Raw genomic sequence first — 15,287 nt, 5'->3', positions numbered from 1 at the left:
ATCTACATCATCTAAGCAAAACTCTCTCATTAAGAGACGAGGTGTTTCTATTAAAGTATTCATATTCTATATTCGTTCTTTAATCTATAATCTATTTTGTAATTTTCTTGTGACATCATGTTCAGTTAACAATTAATATAACGCCGCCAACACAGACCGAGCGGTAGCGAGGTCCAGTGCAACGCAGCTTTTTTGCATTGTACGATTGTGCTTGGCCTTGTTATATTTTTAATTGAAATGATGTTATAAATCTCTTTAAGCGATCTTCAGCGCCTTCAGAGGCATTATCAGCATTGGGCGCCATTCGGTTTATACAAATAAACGCTGAGTTATCATTTTTTTCGATATATGTGCAGCTATGTAAAACATCAAGCGCCTTAGCTGTTACGCCTAGAGAACTTCTTTCTGGTATATGCTGTGAATATGTAACCAGCATTGTCTGAATTCCTGAGCTAGCTATTGTTTTTACAGCTCTATTTCTGAAAGGTGTGTTGTAGGCACTCTCCATTTGCTTTTTGTAAGATTCAAAAGCGACGTTCTCTAATTTCTCTTCAGGGATTACATTTTTGAAAACTTTTATTCGATACACTTCTTCCGGCGCGGCTGATGAAGAGAACTGGACACTATTCTCCTTATTGCTGTATCTCTCTGCTATGGCCATATATGTATATTCATAGCTGTCTTTATCAAAGGGTGAATTAACAATAAAACTCTTGTCTTGTGCCGTGTATATACCATCCGAGAGGTCGCCATTTGTAAATTTCGGGGCAGGAATAAGACCTCCAATAGTTCCACCAGTCGAGCTGCAACCTATTAGGCTGATTAATAAAACCAGATAGAAAGTGAAAATTTTCATTCTATGCATCATAACCTCGTAGTTTACTTAGAAATATAACGCAAAGCACACGGGCGGAAAAACGTGTTAGCATTTGACGTCCCAGAGGCCGCAGGCCACGAGTGATACGCCTAGTTATATAACATGCTAGTTTTTACCACCGATAAATTTGCCAATTACAACCAATATTGTCCTAACAACTAATGCCGGCAACCTAAATTTGTTGCCCAATCAAATGAGCTTTCATCAGTAGGCGCAATTTTTAAGTAAAAATCATTAGATGACGGTTGAAACGCATCAACTGGCAATAAGTCTATCGCGAAACCTGCAACTCCAAATAAGAGAACTAAACAGCCAACGATGATCAGGGCTTCACTCACTTGAATCTGCCTCTTGTTATATAACAGCTGTATAGTGCGCATGCGCGTTTTAGTCCTCAGATGAGTGTAAACGCGCATGCGCGGTTTCCAAACCTATTATCTACCAGCTGTATTTTTTAACTCTATGAGTTTAATGATATTTCTTGAAGTGTTACGGAAATAACGCGCAAGCTTAGCTGTAAGTTCCCGGCATTTTGTCCGGAACGTCAATAATACTGTATAAAAATCAGTTCTGAGCTGCTTGTCATAAGCGCTTCAATCCGTACAACCAAGGGCCCTTCAACCCAGACCCTACAAAAATGTTAAGTAAAGCCATGGCTACCGCACGGGTCCAAACTCCGCTTGTCCCTGCATTCCGCTGAAAACGGAAAAGTGCTACTGCTTTCGGCCTTAAGCTTAAGGAAGTGCTAAAGCTAAGCGTTTGAATTGGTTATACAATACCCAGTACTGAATTTGAAAACAATTAGCCAAAGGTCAAGTTTTGACAAAGGCAACAAAACCCTTATTTGGTTTATTTTTGAAGTAGAATTGACTGGGTTTGAAACCTGAAGCTCCACAACTTTACGCCGCTGGAACAGCGGCTATTATAGCTTCCAGCTAAAAGTTCCTAAGTTAGTACTGGCCGAGCTTCCGGCCACGGTGTAGCCCATCACCTGTGGTGCACCTTTCGCACAGGCGATACTGTGACACGCTGCGAGTACGTCCCTGTAAGCTCTGCCTCGCCATCCCTGGCTCGGAAGGTCACAGTTCCACCTGTGCCTGGAAAATAGGTGTATGTCTGCAAACTCTTCAGATATTTCAAGCTACTCAGCGCTAACAGAGTTGTACCAATTCCCCCTCGGTGTCGCCGAAAGCCGTTGGCGCAAATAACGTGGCTGAGGCATGGATGCCGAAGCAGCGACAGTCGAATCAGGGATGAGCGTCTGAAGCGATAGTTATTTGCGCCATTAGGCCGAGGGGCTTTCGACACCGTGTGGGGCGGCAAGGGAGATCCAAGAGGGGATTGCTGTTGATCCCTTCTTGGTCGGGTGTGGGGCGAAGCTCCACGACTTTACGCCGCTGGCACAGCGGCTAGCATTGCTTTCAGCTCAAAATAGCCAAATAACATAGATTGAACTTCCAGCAACGGACGTCTCCCATTGCCTGCCGCAGGCTTATGCACAGGCGATCAGGCGATGCTGTGACTCGGCGAGAGTTGCACAGCAACATGCTTTCGAGCACGAACTAGGGTGGCCGTTAAACAGGGAAGTTGTTGTGAATACGTCCATGTAGCCTCGACGAAAACGTCCCTGTTTTCGACGGTCACAGTTCCGCCTGTGCCTGGAAATTAGGTGTATGTCTGCAGACACTTCAGATGTTCCAAGCTACTCAGCGCTAACAGAATTACACCGATTCCCCTTCGAAGCCGCCGCTAGGCTTTGTTTGCATATTGGCGTAGCCGAGGCCGGCTTGGAAAATTGAAAACGAATTTTCCGAAGCAATGCCTGATATGAAGAAACAATGCTTGATAAGAAAATGCCCTCCTATTGGAGGGCATTCATTGATGAGTACAACCTGGCTTAAGCGTTTCTCGGTTGCTCAGGCTTATCTATATCCAAAGTCACTTCATAGGCCACATTGTTTTGGCTGACAGGCTTTACCGTCTCCACTTTGGGCTCGACACTGGCCTTGGTATCCCGGGCGATTTGCAGCGCTTCATGGGTGAGCATGTTGTTGCCACTCAACAGATCATTCAGGCCGCCCTTTTCGGCATCTACCAGCCCCAACTCTCTGAGCATGGCGTCGACCACAGGCGCGTTGGCACGGTAGTTGAGCGCTGCACTGGTCACCTGCTCGGCTATGCCGCCCTTGACACCGGCGCTATCGGAAGCTGTCCCCAATTGGCCGGTTACGCCGCTGCCATAGCCTTGAAGGATCTTGATGCCTTCGATGTTTTCCAGTGGTTTAACCGCATTGGCGACGATTTCCGGCAGAACTTTGAGGATCGCCAGTGAACGCTGCAGGGCAACTTGCTCGTCACGCAACACGTTCTCGGCTTCGTGCAGCGCCTGTTTACCGGCCGCTTCCACCGCATACACCTTCTCATCGGCCTCGGCCTTGAGCATCTTGGCATCGGCACTGGCGCGGGCTTCGGTCAGTATCGCTATGGATCTGTCTTCGGCGGCGCGTTTCTCGGCTTCAGCCTGAACTGTGACCCCAACGGCTTCCCGCTCCGCCTCTTTACGGGCGTCAATAACTTCAATCTCTTTGCGACGATTAGCCTCAGCCACCTGACGCACTGTGATTACCGCTTCCTCTTTTTCAACCTTGAGCTTTTCGGCCTCGGCGGCGCGGGCCCTGGCGGCAGATTCTTCTTCCGACTTGGCGGCAACCGCAATCTGTTTCTCCTGTTCAGAGACTTCGATATCTCGCAGCTGCTGAATTCTGGCCTGCTCAATTTGCTTACGCTTTTCAATTTCGCGGGTTTCTATGTCTTTGGTCTTTTCAATTTCCGCCGACTCGATGGCGCGTTCCTTGGCGATTTCCGCCTCCCGCTCCTCACGTTGCTTTTGCTCTTTCTGCTTGATGATCTCGGCCTTTTGCTCGGCGCGCTTGAACTCCAGTGCCTGTTGCTGGATCAAACGTGCTTCCTCTTCGGCCTTTTCAATGTTCAGCGACTCTTTTTCGGCTTCCAGGTTACGCAGCTCAATCTGGATCCGGTTGTCCTGCTGAATATCGTTGGTTTCTTTACGTTTTTCTTCGATGATCTTGGCGAGTCTGGCACGACCTTCGGCGTCGAAGGCGTTGTTCTCATTGAAGAACTCCAGCTCTGTCTGGTCAAAACCTGTCAGAGAAACCGACTCCAGTTCCAGACCGTTTTTCTCGAGATCGTTGGCAACGTTGTTCTGCACCCGCTGTACAAAGTCGGCCCGCTGTTCGTGCATCTCTGTCATGTTCATTTCGGCAGCCACGGCGCGCAGCACGTCAACAAACTTGGATTCCATCAGCTTCTTGAGCTCTTCCACCCTATTGGTGCGACCGCCCAATGTCTGGGCCGCCATGGAGATACCTTCGGCATTGGGAGCCACCCTCAAGTAAAAGTCGGCCTTGACGTCCACCCGCATTCTGTCTTTGGTGATCAGGGCATCTTTTTGGGTCTTGCCCACTTCGATGCGCAGGGTGTTCATATTGACATGAATAATTTCATGCAGTACCGGCAGGACAATGGCACCGCCATCTTTTACTACCTTTTCACCACCGAAACCCGTGCGCACAAAGGCCATCTCTTTGGTGGCGCGGCAATAGAGCTTGGCAAAAATAAACCCTATCACCAACAGACAGAGCACTACTGCGCCTGCGGTAAACAGCAACATACTGGTGCCACTGGTATTCAAACCCGGGATGGTTTCCATTCCTGTTGTTTCCTTCTTTGGTTAGATTATTGTTCAAAACGGGTGGCAGACCACACGCGGCCGCTGCGTCTTAGCAGCACCACTTGCACCCCTGCCGGGAATTCGGTGTCTTCGTCTTCGGGCTCGACCAAGACATAGTGTTTCTGACGGTACTGATCCTGAACCACAGCCTCGCTGGGATTGCCCTTGATGGCACAGCCGAGCGTCACTGTGCCGACGCTGCCGCTGAGATCTTCGATTGAGACAGCACTGGATTCATTTTTGGGAAGAATTAGGGCCAACTGCCTACCGAGGAAATGGCAGGCAACCGCCGCCAACGGCAAAGCCAGCAGCAAAGAAAACACTTGCGGCAACAGGGCAGAGGTGAGCAGCCAGGAAAAATAGTTAAGCAGGTAGCCAGCAATACTGAAACATCCCAGCGCCAGCACAAACCAGATGAGCACAGGCAGCCTATCCAGGCAGAGCCAACCGGCCAGTGCTGTCAGTCCGCCCTGAGGCAAGTCAGTATCAAGATCGGCATCGGGAAGCCAGTCATCCATGGCGGCCATCAGGCTGATACCCGCGATTAATGTGAGTCCCTCTATCACTCCAAGCAGTGCCACTATTGCCAAGGCTACAGCATAGGGCAGATTGGACTGGGCCAGAAAAAAGTCCAGCACAGGATTCCTCCTTGTGGGCGACGACCGCTCCCGGTCGCCAACATTCCATATATGCCTGTTAAATTCAGGTAATTCCTGAGTTTACCTCCAGGCAAGCTTGGACTCCAATAGCTTTTATCTGCATTTGACGTCAGAAATCGGAAGCAGTTCACACTAAGGCTTAGGTTATATAAGGTTTTATGCTGCCATCGCAACGCTTGAGGCTTAACCAGGCTCAGTTAACCTTAAGTCGCAAACTGCCGGCTCAATATCGGCAACAGGGAATAACCCAATTAGTGCCACGCCTTTATTTTTTGTTACAAAACATTATGTTAATCAATCTACGCATGAGTAAAGCCTACTGAAAACTGCTTGAGTATCGTCCCTTGGCTTGGTTAGCATAGGGGCAGTTATTCTTTGATGAATGCCAGACATTCCAGAGCACACCATGACAGCCAAAACCGAATATCAGCAACTTTGCCAGCACTTTCGTACCATCAGCCACTTCGAGCATTTCAGTGCCCTGGGGGACTGGGATCAAGCCACCATGATGCCCATGGGCGGCAGCGAGGCCCGCTCCGAGGCGATGGCCGAGTTGGCATTACACATTCACAGTTTAAAAACCTCGCCCCGGCTTGCCGAATGGCTGGATAGCGCCGAAGCCAAGGCCGCCGAACTCAGTATCGAGCAGCAAGCCAACCTCAGAGAGATGCGCTGGCAGTATGCTCAAGCCATAGCCGTGCCGGGGGACTTGGTGCAGGCCAAGACGCTGGCGGGTTATCGCTGTGAAAACCAATGGCGCGAACAGCGGCAAAACAACGATTGGCAAGGGTTTCGCCCCAATCTAGAGGCGGTAATCGCCTTGGTGCGAGAAGAAGCCCAGGCTCGCTCGGCGCACACAGGCAAGGCCGGTTACGATGCCCTGCTGGACAGATTTGAACCCGGCATGACATGTGAGCGGCTGGAGACCACTCTCGGAGCGGTGCGGGACTGGTTGCCCGAGCTTATCCAAAAAGTGAAGCACAAGCAGCTGCACCAGAGTTACAAGAGCAGCGCCGGCGACTACCCGATAGCAGACCAAAAGCTGCTGGGACGGGAGGTAATGCAATACCTGGGATTTGATTTCAACCAAGGGCGTTTGGATGTCAGCTCGCACCCATTTTGCGGTGGCGTGCCCGGTGATATCCGCCTGACCAGTCGCTACACGGAAGATGACTTTATCGCTGCCCTCACCTCCACTATTCACGAAACGGGTCATGCCCGTTACGAGCAGGCACTGCCAAATGATTGGCGAGGACAACCCGCCGGAATGGCTCGCTCCATGGGGATCCACGAGAGTCAGAGCCTGTTTTTTGAGATGCAACTCGGTGGCAGCCGCGCCTTTATCAGCAAGCTCTATCCCAGAATTCGCCGACATCTCGACTGCCCGGTATCGGCCCATGAACTGGTCGACAATATCACCCGGGTCAAACCGGGTCTTATCCGGGTCGATGCCGATGAAGTCACCTATCCGGCGCACATACTGCTGCGATTTGAAGCCGAGCAGGCCTTTATCGACGGCAGCCTGGAAGTGAAAGACCTACCTGATTTCTGGGATCAAAAGATGCAGCAATATCTGGGGCTGAGTACTGCCGGCAATTATAAAGATGGCTGCATGCAGGATATTCACTGGACCTTGGGCGAACTGGGATATTTCCCCAGCTATACCTTGGGCGCCATGTATGCCGCCCAGCTGAGATTTGCCATGGAAACCGAGTTGGGCCCCATTGAAGCCCTGCTGAGCCAGGATAAGCTGGGGCAGATTTGCGACTGGCTGGATGAAAAGATCTGGTCCAAGGGGTGCCTGCTGGAAACCGATGAACTGATCCGCAGCGCCACAGGGCAGAGTCTGGATCCCAACTTCCTGCAGCGCCATCTGCAGCAGCGCTATCTGGATTAATTTATCTGCAAAAATGGTATAATGGCACGTTTCTACGAAGTAACTGAAAAGAGAAAGTGAATTCAGATGTTGATACGCGCCATTAGCCAGGATGACTGGCAAGCCATAGGCGAAATTCAAGCAGAGTGCTACCACGCTCTGGCCCCCGAACCTTTACATGTGCTCAAGAGCAAGTGGCAGGCATCACCGCAAACCTGCTATGTCCTTGAAAAGAGTGACCAGGTGGTAGGCTATTGTCTGGCTCATCCCTGGACCGAAGACACCCCTCCGCCGCTGTACAAGGCGATTACCACACTGCCCAAGGCCGACACCCTTTATCTGCATGATATTGCCATCAGCAACAGGGCTCAGGGATTCGGCGCCGGACGTAAACTGTTTGATACCCTCAAGCTTCAGGCGGAAAAACTGCGCCTGGGTTCCTTGTCACTGGTGGCAGTACAGGGCGCCTGTGGTTATTGGGAAAAGCTCGGCTTTAACCACAAGCGTATCGAAAAATCGCTGGCCACCTATACAGATGACGCCAGTTATATGGTCTATCCGGTAGCCCGCTGACAGATGCAACCCACACTCATCACCATAGGCTTGTTGTGCCTGAGCAATATCTTTATGACCTTTGCCTGGTACGGCCACCTCAAGTCCCTTTCAGGTAAACCCTGGATCATTGCAGCTTTGGTCAGTTGGGGCATAGCCCTGTTCGAATATCTTTTGCAGGTACCGGCCAACCGTATTGGTTATAGTGTAATGAATGTGGGCCAGCTCAAGATACTTCAGGAAGTCATCACCCTGAGTCTGTTTGTTCCTTTTTCATTCTATTACCTTAAAGAACCACTGAAACTGGACTATCTTTGGGCCGGGTTGTGTATGCTCGGCGCCGTTTATTTTATATTTCGCAGTAAGTTCGGTTGAGCACACTGCTTTAATGAGGACACAAGATGGCACGTCAGGTCGCCTATGAATACAAGGGGGTCGCGAAAGTGATCAACTTTGCCTATGACAAATACCACGACATGTACGAGGCTGTTGCCGCCGCCGAGGGAATAGATCTCAGCCGTTTTCTGGCGATGGAGCAGCAAGTCGCCATGACAGCCAAAGGCGGTGGCGCCCTGAAGAGCTATCGCACTAGTGAATTCGCCCGTATGGGGTTTCGTCATATCCACTTTGTTAAAGAAGAAGAGCAGGGTTAATACCTGCCCAAAAGAGGGTTAAGCCATGATAAATCCAGAGCACGCCAATTTTCCCCGAGCCGGCTTTTTCAAGCGCCTCGGTGCCGCCGTTTATGATCTGCTGCTGGCGGTAGCCGTCTACATGTTTGCCGGTGCCATAGGATTTGGGATCTTTACCGGCCTGACCGCCTCCGGCCTCATTCCCATGGGGAACTATGAACATGTTTCGGATCTGCTCAATGGCAACAGCCTCTATCACGGCCTCTATCAGTTGTGGCTGGCCTGCTGTGTGGCCGGTTTCTACGCCCTGTTCTGGTCCAAGGGCGGCCAGACGCTGGGCATGCGTGCCTGGCGCCTCAAGGTGCAACATCCCAATGGCCAAAACCTGAGTTTTATTACCGCGCTGGCACGGGTAGTTTGGTCCTTGTTGGGGATAGGCAACCTGTGGATCCTGTTCAATGGTGACAAACTGGCACTGCAGGACAGCATGACCCGCTCAGAAGTGGTGCTTCTCAGTAAAGAAGCCAACTCACTGCGTAACTGGCACGGAGCCTGAGACACGGATTCTGAGATAATAGCCTGAAATACCCAGGTAACGATGGCATTAAAATAAAGCGTTCTAGATGCCTCCAATACGCAAACCACAGCAAAAAGCCCTGTCACTGACAGGGCTTTTTCATAGGGTTAATCAACAAGGGAGGCTTTAAACTGCAGCGGCTTTACTCTCAAGCCCTCAATCCTCAGCGTCCTCAGCGGCGGATATAGTAGATAGCCGCGCCGGTAAACAGCACACTCGGCATCATGGCGCCCATCAAGGCCGGCAGCTCATAGACTATGCTCATGGGGCCGAAGATCTCATTACAGATATAGAAGGTAAAGCCGGCTATCACCCCGAGTAATACCCTGGCTCCCATGGTGACGGTTCGCAGCGGCCCGAACACAAAAGAGAGCGCCACCAGCATCATCACAGCCACTGTGATGGGCTGCATCACCTTACGCCACAGTGCCAACTCATAGCGACTGGCATCCTGATTGTTGTTCTTCAGATAATCGAGATAACCGACCAAACCACGGATAGACAGGGCATCGGGTTTAACCGACACCACGCTCAGCTTGTCCGGTGTCAGACTGGAGGGCCATCTGTCTTCCTTGAGGTTATCCAGCACCACTTGCTCATTTTTGAACACAGTGCGGCGAACCTCCAATAAACGCCAATATTCCTTGGTATAGATAGCCTGCTCGGCGTGCACCACACTGGCCAACTTCTGCTCTGAGTCAAACTCATAGAGGGTAATATTGCCAAGACGGGTCACATCCTCAATCTCGCCGATGTTGACGAACAGGTTTCCGTCTCTGGCCCAAATCCCGCGGTGGGACTTAATCAGGTTACCGCCGGAGATCTTGTTCGTCTTAAGCTCATAGGCCTTCTGCTCCGCCACCGGTGCGCCCCATTCACCCAGTACCATCACCAACAGCATCAAAGGGACCGCCGTCTTCATCGCCGACAGGGTGATCTGCAGCCGTGACATGCCGGAGGCCTGCATCACTATCAGTTCAGAGTTGGAGGCCAGCATGCCCATACCGATGAGGGCCCCAAGCAGCACGGCCATGGGGAAGAACATCTCCACATCTCTTGGGATCAAAAACAGCACATAGACGGCGGCGTCCATCATGGTGTAGCTGCCCCGGCCCACCAGACGCAGCTGATCGACCCATTTGATGATCCCGGAAAGTCCGGTCAAAATCAGCAGACACAGGGCCGAGGTGCTGAGCAGTACTCTGGCAATATACCAGTCCAGTATCTTCATGCTGCGGCCCCCCGGCGTTTGAACAGGCCGGTCAGGCGAGTGCCCAAAGGTCTGCCCTTGCCTATCAGCAAGATGCCCATCACCAATGCCGAGGCATGGATCCACCACATCCCCAGCCAGGCCGGGATAACCTCATCCTGCAGCGCCTTGCGCCCGGCGACCATCAAGCCGAAATAACCAAGATAGAGCAATACCGCCGGGAACACCTTGGCAAATTTGCCCTGGCGCACATTAACCCGCGCCAGTGGCACAGCAATCAGCGTCATCAAGGGGATCGCCAGCGGAATGGCCAGTCGCCAGTGGAATTCGGCCACGGCTTCCGGCCCCGGCGTATTGAGCAGTTCCTTGAAAGGCACGGCAGATAACTTGCGATCCCTCTCATCCACTTCCTGCTCTTTGAGCTGCATCTGATAACCGCCGAACTCAATCACCTGGTAATCCACCCGGTTCGGAGCTCCCTGATAACGCACGCCGTCATCGAGCTTGAGCCGCTGACCACCGGTTGCGTCTTCCACTACCCGGCCACCATGGGCCACGACCAAGTTGGTAACGCCGCTCTCGTCTTCCGCATCGGGAAGCTGGGCCACAAAGACTTTTTCCAGTTCGTTGTCTTTACTGATTTTTTCAACAAAGAGCACAGCCCGGCCATTGGCACTGGTTTGAAAACGTCCCTGAACCAGGGCGGCCAGCCCGGCCTCTGACTGAGCCTTTTCCAAAACCGTGTGCTGTTTGTCCTGCGCCCAAGGCGCGACATAAAGCGCCAGATAACCGGTAAACAGGCTGTTGAGCAACGCCAGGATCAGGGTTACCCGGGTGACATACCATTCGCTGATGCCGACCCCGTGAAAGACCACCATCTCATTTTCTGCATACATGCGGCCATGGGCGAGCAAGATCCCCAGAAACAGACTTAGAGGTAGAATTAGCACTGCCAGTTCAGGCAGATTGAGGCCTATCAGTGTCATCACCAGGGAAGCGGGAAATTCGCCATCGGAGGCATCGGCCAGGATGCGGACAAATTGCTGGCTGATAAAAATAGCTAACAAGACTGAAAGCACCGCTATTTGTGCCTTCAAAACTTCGCGGATCAAGTATCTAAATACAATCACAGGCTGAATCCGGTATCCAAACTTATCTTTTTGCTGGTGTCAGTGTTACTTTCATGTAGACTGTCTACTTTTGATAGTTTTCTGACCATAACAGGCGGCATTTTGGTTGTTTCAGGCGTATGATTCTTGTCAGCCAAACCAGCCCCCTGCTGCAGGAAATTTTCCGCCTTTGGGCGGCACAAGCAGACATTATCCAATAAATAAAAAAGTTTGTCTTTAAAAGAATCTAGGAGAGCTCATGGAGTTTAGCGTAAAGAGCGGCAGCCCCGAAAAACAGCGCTCGGCCTGCATAGTTGTAGGCGTTTACGAACCCCGTCGCCTGTCCGGCATCGCCGAACAACTGGACAAAATCAGTGAAGGTTACATCAGCAACCTGTTGCGTCGCGGCGATCTGGAAGGTAAGCCCGGGCAGATGTTGCTCCTGCATCATGTACCCAATGTACTGAGTGAGCGGGTTCTGCTGGTAGGTTGCGGAAAAGAACGAGAACTAGACGAGCGCCAATACAAGCAGATCATCACCAAGACGATCAACACCCTCAATGATACCGGCTCAATGGAAGCCGTTTGCTTCCTGACCGAACTGCACGTTAAAGGCCGCGACACTTATTGGAAAGTGCGCCAGGCAGTGGAAACCACCAGCTCTACCCTCTACAGCTTCGATGGACTCAAGACCCGCAAGGGCGAGACCCGCCGACCGCTGCGCAAACTGGTATTCAACGTCCCTACCCGCCGTGAACTGACGGTCGGCGAGCGCGCCATCGAGCACGGTGTCGGCGTTTCCGCCGGTATGCAGTTGTGCCGCGACGTGGCCAATATGCCACCCAACATCTGTAACCCGGCTTATCTGGCCTCCCAGGCCCGGCAACTGGCCGAAGTGCACGAGAACCTGAAGGTCAGCACTGTCGGTGAAGAGCAGATGGCCAAGCTTGGCATGAACGCCTACCTGGCCGTGGGCCGTGGCAGTGCCAACGAGTCCATCATGACAGTGATGGAGTATCAGGGCGCCGTCGACACGACCGCCAAGCCGATAGTGCTTGTAGGTAAGGGGCTGACTTTTGACTCAGGTGGTATCTCGCTCAAGCCGGGCGAAGCCATGGATGAAATGAAATACGACATGGGCGGCGCTGCCGGGGTACTGGGTACCATGAAGGCCATCTGTGAAATGAAGCTGCCTATCAATGTGGTTGGGGTACTGGCCGGCTGTGAAAACATGCCTTCCGGTAATGCCTACCGCCCAGGTGATATTCTCACCACCATGAGCGGCCAAACCGTGGAAGTACTCAACACAGACGCCGAAGGCCGTCTGGTGCTTTGTGATGTACTCACCTATGTGGAGCGCTTCGACCCTGAACTGGTGGTCGATACCGCCACTCTGACAGGTGCCTGTGTTATCGCGCTGGGTAAACACGCCTCAGGTCTGTTCTCGGCCCATAACCCGCTGGCGAGTGAGCTGCTCAATGCCGGTGAGCAGAGCGGTGACCGCGCCTGGCGCCTGCCGATATGGGATGAGTACCAGGAGATGCTGGACAGCCCATTTGCCGATATGACCAATCTGGGCGGACGCCCTGCCGGTTCTATCACTGCGGCCTGTTTCCTGTCGCGCTTTACCAAGAAGTACCACTGGGCTCACCTGGATGTAGCGGGTACAGCCTGGAACAGCGGCGCCAACAAGGGCTCAACCGGTCGTCCGGTTCCTATGCTGGCGCAGTTCCTGCTGAACCGCGCCGGAGTCGAGCAAGGCGAATAAGCGCCTGACTCCCTGCCAATAAAAAGCGAAGCCCAGTGCTTCGCTTTTTATTTTTGTGGGCTATTTTATAAAGCCAATCTTCCCTTTGTCCTGCTCCTTACCCGCCTTTTGATTATCGCCGAGTGAGTCGGCGCTTGAGCAAAATGGTATTCATCCACGGCTCAAACCACAGAGCGAAGCCACAGTAAACCGACCTTTTGAATGGCCGTGGCTCAATACTATCCCCCATAAAACTCGCCTTCCAACTTTCCCGCCGACATGACTCCATTTACTTTAACTCCGAACGCTTAAATTCATTGCTTTTCACTCAGTTACTTCCTATCGAATTTCCTTTATCACTTGCTACTGCCGCTGAAGCTCCGAGCCAAACAAGTGCTGTTCAAATAAACCACTAGACGACTGGTCTAATGGCGATTATACTGGCCGCCATGAACACACAGACACAAAGCACACGCCAACACATACTGGACACGGGTTACCAGCTCGTCGTAACCAAAGGCTTTTCCAATGTTGGCCTGTCACAACTGCTGCAACATGCCAAAGTCCCCAAGGGCTCCTTCTACCACTACTTCAAATCCAAGGAGCAGTTCGGTGAAGCCCTGATAAAGGACTATTTCAACGATTATCAAGATAAACTGCAGGCACTGCTGGGCCATGAGCGCGCTCCGGCGCTGCAGCGGCTGCAAAGCTACTGGCAACTCTGGCTGGACTGCGACGCCGATGTCTGTGGCGCGCAAAAGTGCTTGGTAGTAAAGCTGAGTGCCGAAGTGGCCGATCTCTCTGAGCCGATGCGTATGGCGCTGCTGCAAGGTGCCAAGCGGATCATTGCCACTATTGCCGAATGTATCGAAGCCGGTAACCAGGATGGCTCTGTCAAGGTCAGCAACAGTGACCAGACGGCGCAGCTACTTTACAACCTCTGGCTGGGGGCCAGCCTGATGAGCAAGCTGACTCAGGATAAAAACGCCCTCAATCTGGCAATGCAAACCACTGACAACATACTCGCAGGTAAGCTGGACAACAGCGGCCAGTAACAGATACTCCCCGCCACACAGGTGGCGGGATTTTTTTAACCGAACACTAGACGACCGGTCTAATTAAGCAATAAAACTCAATGGAGCCTATTATGACTGCCAATCAAAACCCACATCAGCGCATTGTGCTGGCCTCTCGCCCAAGCGGCGCTCCCAATGCAAACAACTTCCGTCTGGAAAGCAGCAGTAAGCCGGTGGCAGGCGACGGCCAGGTGTTGCTGCGCACCATCTATCTGTCGCTGGATCCATACATGCGCGGCCGCATGAGTGATGCAGAATCCTATGCCGAGCCGGTAGCCGTGAACGATATCATGGTCGGCGGCACGGTTTGCCAGGTGGAAGAGTCCCGTCACCCGGACTTTGAAGTCGGTGAGAGGGTGCTCGCTTACACCGGCTGGCAAAACTATGCCCTTTCGGACGGTGAAGGGTTGTTGAAACTCGGCAAAGCGCCGGCAGATCCTTCATACGCCCTCGGAGTCATGGGCATGCCGGGTTTCACCGCCTATATGGGACTGCTGGATATAGGCCAGCCCAAAGCGGGAGAAACCCTGGTGGTTGCCGCCGCCACCGGACCGGTTGGCGCTACCGTAGGTCAGATAGGTAAACTCAAGGGCTGCCGGGTCATAGGTATTGCCGGCGGCGCTGAGAAATGTCGCCACGCCAAAGAAGTACTGGGTTTCGATGAGTGTCTGGATCACAAGGCAGAGGACTTCGCCGAGCAGTTGGCCCGAGTCTGCGACCAGGGAATAGACATCTATTTCGAGAACGTCGGCGGCAAGGTGTTTGATGCCGTATTGCCCCTGCTTAACACCAGCGCCAGAGTCCCCGTATGTGGTTTGGTGTCTCAATATAACGCCACTGAGTTGCCGGCCGGCCCGGATCGCCTGTCACTGCTGATGAGCACCATTCTGGTGAAGCGGATAAAGATGCAGGGATTTATCATTTTTGACGACTATGGTCACAGATATGAAGAGTTTGCCAAGGATATGGGTGACTGGCTGTCTCAAGGCAAAATTCAATACAAGGAGCAACTGGTCGAAGGGCTGGAGCAGGCCCCACAAGCCTTTATCGGCCTGCTTGAAGGTAAAAACTTCGGCAAACTGGTGATCAAGGTTGCCGAGCCGCTGTGATAAAAACTGATGGCTGCACCAAGTTGAGTCCTGCGGCCATTCGGTAACCAGCAAAGCAAGACTTGCGGCCCGCTTAGGCATAAACGCCAAGAGGGCCGCAAGTTTTAACGGC

14 protein-coding genes are annotated in these 15,287 nt (G+C 52.3%); 8 read left to right on the top strand and 6 right to left on the bottom strand.

Annotated features, from left to right (window positions below; all coding sequences use genetic code 11):
- Positions 1 to 220: 220 nt before the first annotated feature.
- The 4 genes from ON072_RS17380 to ON072_RS17365 all read right to left on the bottom strand — a co-directional run bounded on the left by ON072_RS17380 (position 221) and on the right by ON072_RS17365 (position 5,266).
- Positions 221 to 856, bottom strand: coding sequence for a hypothetical protein (locus ON072_RS17380; protein ID WP_261752807.1), 636 nt, complete (start codon positions 854 to 856; stop codon positions 221 to 223).
- Between the two features lie 179 nt (positions 857 to 1,035).
- Positions 1,036 to 1,215 carry a hypothetical protein gene (locus ON072_RS17375; RefSeq protein WP_144380530.1) on the bottom strand — a complete coding sequence of 60 codons (180 nt, stop codon included), beginning with the start codon at positions 1,213 to 1,215 and terminating at the stop codon, positions 1,036 to 1,038.
- A 1,559-nt stretch (positions 1,216 to 2,774) separates the two neighbouring features.
- Positions 2,775 to 4,607 (bottom strand): flotillin family protein, encoded by a 1,833-nt coding sequence (locus tag ON072_RS17370; RefSeq protein WP_261752806.1) that lies wholly within the window; start codon positions 4,605 to 4,607, stop codon positions 2,775 to 2,777.
- 26 nt (positions 4,608 to 4,633) lie between these two features.
- Complete coding sequence (locus ON072_RS17365; RefSeq protein ID WP_221059019.1) at positions 4,634 to 5,266, bottom strand: OB-fold-containig protein; 633 nt, start codon at positions 5,264 to 5,266, stop codon at positions 4,634 to 4,636.
- Positions 5,267 to 5,693: 427 nt separating this feature from the next.
- On the opposite strand from ON072_RS17365, the gene ON072_RS17360 reads away from it, so the two are divergent.
- From ON072_RS17360 to ON072_RS17340, 5 genes are all read left to right on the top strand, one after another.
- Positions 5,694 to 7,184 carry a carboxypeptidase M32 gene (locus ON072_RS17360; protein ID WP_261752805.1) on the top strand — a complete coding sequence of 497 codons (1,491 nt, stop codon included), beginning with the start codon at positions 5,694 to 5,696 and terminating at the stop codon, positions 7,182 to 7,184.
- 66 nt (positions 7,185 to 7,250) lie between these two features.
- Entirely contained in the window at positions 7,251 to 7,736 is a 486-nt protein-coding gene (locus tag ON072_RS17355; RefSeq protein ID WP_025011398.1) for a GNAT family N-acetyltransferase, read from the top strand.
- A 3-nt stretch (positions 7,737 to 7,739) separates the two neighbouring features.
- Positions 7,740 to 8,090: a DMT family protein gene (locus tag ON072_RS17350; RefSeq protein ID WP_107006303.1), complete on the top strand. Its 351-nt coding sequence runs from the start codon at positions 7,740 to 7,742 to the stop codon at positions 8,088 to 8,090.
- A 26-nt stretch (positions 8,091 to 8,116) separates the two neighbouring features.
- Positions 8,117 to 8,368 carry a DUF2960 domain-containing protein gene (locus ON072_RS17345; protein WP_025011397.1) on the top strand — a complete coding sequence of 84 codons (252 nt, stop codon included), beginning with the start codon at positions 8,117 to 8,119 and terminating at the stop codon, positions 8,366 to 8,368.
- Between the two features lie 25 nt (positions 8,369 to 8,393).
- A complete protein-coding gene (locus ON072_RS17340; RefSeq protein ID WP_025011396.1) occupies positions 8,394 to 8,903 on the top strand; it encodes an RDD family protein in 510 nt (169 codons plus the stop codon).
- A gap of 193 nt (positions 8,904 to 9,096) precedes the next feature.
- On the opposite strand, the gene lptG is transcribed toward ON072_RS17340, so the two are convergent.
- Positions 9,097 to 10,155 (bottom strand): LPS export ABC transporter permease LptG, encoded by a 1,059-nt coding sequence (lptG, locus tag ON072_RS17335; RefSeq protein ID WP_025889279.1) that lies wholly within the window; start codon positions 10,153 to 10,155, stop codon positions 9,097 to 9,099.
- Positions 10,152 to 11,264 carry an LPS export ABC transporter permease LptF gene (gene lptF / locus ON072_RS17330; RefSeq protein ID WP_025011394.1) on the bottom strand — a complete coding sequence of 371 codons (1,113 nt, stop codon included), beginning with the start codon at positions 11,262 to 11,264 and terminating at the stop codon, positions 10,152 to 10,154. The genes lptG and lptF overlap by 4 nt, the downstream gene beginning before the upstream one ends.
- 238 nt (positions 11,265 to 11,502) lie before the next feature.
- Between lptF and pepA the strand changes: the two genes are divergently transcribed.
- From pepA to ON072_RS17315, 3 genes are all read left to right on the top strand, one after another.
- Positions 11,503 to 13,011, top strand: a complete 1,509-nt coding sequence (gene pepA, locus ON072_RS17325; RefSeq protein ID WP_028781604.1) for a leucyl aminopeptidase — start codon at positions 11,503 to 11,505, stop codon at positions 13,009 to 13,011.
- A 428-nt stretch (positions 13,012 to 13,439) separates the two neighbouring features.
- Positions 13,440 to 14,045 carry a TetR/AcrR family transcriptional regulator gene (locus tag ON072_RS17320; RefSeq protein ID WP_261752804.1) on the top strand — a complete coding sequence of 202 codons (606 nt, stop codon included), beginning with the start codon at positions 13,440 to 13,442 and terminating at the stop codon, positions 14,043 to 14,045.
- A gap of 92 nt (positions 14,046 to 14,137) precedes the next feature.
- Positions 14,138 to 15,175 carry an NADP-dependent oxidoreductase gene (locus ON072_RS17315; RefSeq protein ID WP_261752803.1) on the top strand — a complete coding sequence of 346 codons (1,038 nt, stop codon included), beginning with the start codon at positions 14,138 to 14,140 and terminating at the stop codon, positions 15,173 to 15,175.
- The last annotated feature ends 112 nt before the right edge of the window (positions 15,176 to 15,287 follow it).

Source organism: Shewanella sp. K8, from assembly GCF_028823715.1.
GTDB classification, from domain to species: domain Bacteria; phylum Pseudomonadota; class Gammaproteobacteria; order Enterobacterales; family Shewanellaceae; genus Shewanella; species Shewanella algae.
This window is presented reverse-complemented; position numbering and strand designations above follow the sequence as displayed.

Bases quoted from the DNA above. Each gene is read 5' to 3' on its own strand.
- ON072_RS17355 (WP_025011398.1), top strand. From the start codon at position 7,251: ATGTTGATACGCGCCATTAGCCAGGATGACTGGCAAGCCATAGGCGAA.
- ON072_RS17315 (WP_261752803.1), top strand. From the start codon at position 14,138: ATGACTGCCAATCAAAACCCACATCAGCGCATTGTGCTGGCCTCTCGC.
- ON072_RS17360 (WP_261752805.1), top strand. From the start codon at position 5,694: ATGACAGCCAAAACCGAATATCAGCAACTTTGCCAGCACTTTCGTACC.
- ON072_RS17340 (WP_025011396.1), top strand. From the start codon at position 8,394: ATGATAAATCCAGAGCACGCCAATTTTCCCCGAGCCGGCTTTTTCAAG.
- ON072_RS17345 (WP_025011397.1), top strand. From the start codon at position 8,117: ATGGCACGTCAGGTCGCCTATGAATACAAGGGGGTCGCGAAAGTGATC.
- ON072_RS17320 (WP_261752804.1), top strand. From the start codon at position 13,440: ATGAACACACAGACACAAAGCACACGCCAACACATACTGGACACGGGT.
- ON072_RS17350 (WP_107006303.1), top strand. From the start codon at position 7,740: ATGCAACCCACACTCATCACCATAGGCTTGTTGTGCCTGAGCAATATC.
- lptG (WP_025889279.1), bottom strand. From the start codon at position 10,155: ATGAAGATACTGGACTGGTATATTGCCAGAGTACTGCTCAGCACCTCG.
- ON072_RS17380 (WP_261752807.1), bottom strand. From the start codon at position 856: ATGAAAATTTTCACTTTCTATCTGGTTTTATTAATCAGCCTAATAGGT.
- pepA (WP_028781604.1), top strand. From the start codon at position 11,503: ATGGAGTTTAGCGTAAAGAGCGGCAGCCCCGAAAAACAGCGCTCGGCC.
- ON072_RS17370 (WP_261752806.1), bottom strand. From the start codon at position 4,607: ATGGAAACCATCCCGGGTTTGAATACCAGTGGCACCAGTATGTTGCTG.